Source organism: Streptomyces sp. DT224, from assembly GCF_049844595.1.
Classification (GTDB): domain Bacteria; phylum Actinomycetota; class Actinomycetes; order Streptomycetales; family Streptomycetaceae; genus Streptomyces.
In genome coordinates this window covers 1-3485 of record NZ_JBNCLI010000015.1, presented here as the reverse complement: position 1 = coordinate 3485, position 3485 = coordinate 1, and the positions used below count along the sequence as shown (strand labels likewise).

The 3485-nt window shown below is 68.0% G+C and carries 2 protein-coding genes; both read right to left on the bottom strand.

From position 1 onward, the window contains the following. Nucleotides 1-87 precede the first annotated feature (87 nt). Nucleotides 88-2583, bottom strand: a complete 2496-nt coding sequence (locus ACLQ2N_RS31690) for a mannose-1-phosphate guanyltransferase (RefSeq protein WP_143621900.1) — start codon at nucleotides 2581-2583, stop codon at nucleotides 88-90. A 112-nt stretch (nucleotides 2584-2695) separates the two neighbouring features. After that, nucleotides 2696-3304 (bottom strand): CDP-alcohol phosphatidyltransferase family protein, encoded by a 609-nt coding sequence (locus ACLQ2N_RS31685; protein WP_093709783.1) that lies wholly within the window; start codon nucleotides 3302-3304, stop codon nucleotides 2696-2698. Nucleotides 3305-3485: the final 181 nt, after the last annotated feature.

Sequence of the window (3485 nt, the reverse complement as noted above, 5' to 3'; positions counted from 1 at the left end):
GCGCCGTCGCCGCTCCCGCCCCGCCGCGGCGCGCGGGGGGGGGGGGGGGGGGGGCCCCCCCCCCCCCCCCCCCCCCGCGGCCCGGCTTCAGTTGCCCGCGCTGTCCACGACGGCCGCCCACTCGTCGAGCAGTGCCTCGGCGGAGGCGTCGTCGGGCCCCTCGGCCCACAGGTGGGTGACGGCTTCCGCCGGGTCCGGCAGCACCATGACCCAGCGCCCGTCCGCCTCCACGACCCGTACCCCGTCCGTGGTGTCGACGTCCCGGTCGCCGGCCGCCTCCACGACGCGGCGCATGACCAGGCCCTTCACGGCCCACGGTGTCGCCAGGTCACGGCGCAGGACGTGGGCGCGCGGGATGCGGGCGTCGATCTGGCTCAGCGTGAGCTGCGTCCGCGCGACAAGGCCGATGAGCCGCACGAATGCGGCCGTCCCGTCGAAGACGCTGGCGAACTCGGGAACGATGAAGCCGCCGCGCCCGTCTCCTCCGAAGATGGTGCCTTCCTCACGCCCCACCCGGGTCAGGTCGTCCGGCGAGGTGGTCGTCCACTCGACCTGCGTGCCGTGGTACGCGGCGACCTGTTCGGCGACCCTGGTCGTGGTGACCGGGAGCGCCACCCGCCCGCTGCGCCGCTCGGCGGCGACGAGATCGAGCATGACGAGCAGCGCCCGGTCGTCCTCGACGATCCGGCCCCGTTCGTCCACCAGGGACAGCCGCTCGCCCACGGGGTCGAAGCGGACGCCGAAGGCCGCCCGAGCGGAGGAGACGATCTCGCCCAGCCGCACGAGACCCTTGCGCCGGGCTTCGGCCGTCTCGGTCGGCCGGGATTCGTCAAGACCGGGATTGATGGTGAGGGCGTCGACGCCCAGCCGCCCGAGGAGGCTCGGCAGCACGAGTCCCGCGCTGCCGTTGGAGGCGTCGACCACGACCTTCAGCTGGGCGTCGGCGATCCCGGTCGTGTCCACGTTGCGCAGCAGTGACCCGGTGTACGAGTCGAAGACGCTGGACGGGAAGTAGATGTCGCCGATCTCGCCGGGGAACGCCCGGCGGTACTCCTGCCTGGCGTAGACGCGGTCCAGCTTCCGCTGCCGCGCCTGCGAGAGGTCCGCCCCGCGTTCGTCGAAGAACATGATGTCGACGGAGTCGGGCACACCCTGCGACGTACGGATCATGATTCCGCCGGCACTGCCGCGCGCGGTCTGCTGCCGCGCGACGGGCAACGGGACGTTCTCCAGGTCCCGTACGTCGATGGCGCTGGCCTGGAGCGCGGAGATCACGGCGCGTTTCAGCGCCCGGGCGCCTCGGGAGTGGTCCCGCGCCGTGGTGACGGTGGAGCCCTTCTTGAGCGTCGTCGCGTACGCGCCGGCCAGCCTGACGGCCAGCTCGGGGGTGATCTCGACGTTCAGGATGCCGGAGACGCCGCGCGCCCCGAAGAGGTGTGCCTGACCGCGCGACTCCCAGATCACCGAGGTGTTGACGAAGGCCCCGGCCTCGATGGTCTTGAAGGGATAGACGCGGACGTTCCCCTGGATGATCGATTCCTCACCGACCAGGCACTCGTCGCCGATGACGGCGCCGTCCTCGATCCGGGAGGCGCGCATGATGTCGGTGTTCTTGCCGACCACGCAGCCGCGCAGGTTGCTGTGGTCGCCGATGTACACGTTGTCGTGGACCACGGCCTTGTGCAGGAACGCCCCGCTCTTGACGACGACGTTCGACCCGATGACCGTGTGCTCGCGGATCTCCACGCCGGCTTCGACCTTGGCGTAGTCCCCGATATAGAGCGGGCCGCGCAGCACGGCGTCGGGGTGCACGTCGGCGCCTTCGGCCACCCAGACCCCGGGAGAGATCTCGAAGCCGTCGATCTCGACGTCGACCTTGCGCTCCAACACGTCGGCCTGGGCCTTCACATAGCTTTCGTGCGTGCCCACGTCCTCCCAGTAGCCCTCGGCGACATAGCCGTAGATGGGCTTGCCCTCCTTCATGAGCTGCGGGAAGACGTCCCCGGACCAGTCCACGGAGGCGTCGGCCTCGACGTAGTTGAAGACCTCGGGCTCCATGACGTAGATGCCCGTGTTCACGGTGTCGGAGAAGACCTGGCCCCAGGTCGGCTTCTCCAGGAAGCGCTCCACCTGGCCCTGCTCGTCCACGATCGTGATCCCGAATTCCAGGGGATTGGGGACACGGGTGAGGCAGACGGTGACCAGGCCGCCCTTCTCCTTGTGGAAAGCGATGAGATCCGTGAGGTCGAAGTCGGTGAGCGCGTCACCTGAGATGACGAGGAAGGTGTCGTCCTTCAGCGCCTCTTCGGCATTCTTCACGCTCCCGGCGGTGCCGAGCGGCTTCTCCTCATTGGCATAGCTCAGCTCCATGCCGAGCTCTTCGCCGTCTCCGAAATAATTTTTCACCAGGGAGGCGAGGAACTGGACGGTCACGACCGTCTCATTGAGCCCGTGCCGTTTCAGCAGCCGGAGCACATGCTCCATGATCGGCCGATTGGCCACGGGCAGGAGCGGTTTGGGCATGCTCGAGGTCATGGGGCGAAGGCGAGTGCCTTCGCCGCCAGCCATCACGACGGCCTTCATGTCGGAAACGTCCTCCTTGAGAGACGACGGTCGAGCCGACTTGACCCGTCAGGGCAGCTTCTGCGAGATCAGCTGCGGGCCGGCAACGCTGCACGGCACCACATCAACGAGCTCAATCGGCTACTGCATCCGCCTTGACCAGGCGGCGGACCTGAACCACGTACAAGATTCCTGCCCACCAATAGAGGGTTGTACCCCACCCTGCGAACGCCCATCCGAAAACGGTGGCCACCTCTGCCAGCCAACCATGCCCGTCGCTGAGCAGCAACAAGGGGAATGCGTACATGAGGTTGAACGTGGCCGCCTTGCCGAGGAAGTTCACCTGGGGCGGTGGATAGCCGTGCCGACGCAGGATTCCTACCATCACAAGGAGCATCAGCTCGCGGGCGAGCAGCGCGATAGTGAGCCAGAGGGGCAGGATCTCCCGCCACGTGAGTCCGACGAGCGTGGAAAGAATGTAGAGCCGGTCGGCGGCCGGATCGAGTAGCCGGCCGAGGCTGCTGATCTGGTTCCAGCGGCGTGCGAGCTTGCCGTCGAGGTAGTCGCTGACACCGCTGAACATCAGGACCAGCAAGGCCCAGCTGTCACTCTTGGGCCCGCCGAACTCCGGGCGGAGAATCAGCCACAGGAAGACAGGCACGCCGACGAGACGCGCCATGCTGAGGATGTTGGGGATGGTGAGTACCCGGTCCGTCTGAACGCGGGTCTCCTGGACCTCCACCCGGGGGCCTCCTGTGTCAAGAACGTGCCGATGATGCCCCCTGACCTTACCCTCAGCCCCGGTCGGCGGGTGCACAGGGGTGCCGAGGGCTCCTGGGAACGCGAAAAAGCCCCGTGCCAGCGGCACGGGGCTTTCCCACAATAATTGTTCGGCGGCGTCCTACTCTCCCACAGGGTCCCCC

Bases quoted from the DNA above. Each gene is read 5' to 3' on its own strand.
- ACLQ2N_RS31690 (WP_143621900.1), bottom strand. From the start codon at position 2,583: ATGAAGGCCGTCGTGATGGCTGGCGGCGAAGGCACTCGCCTTCGCCCC.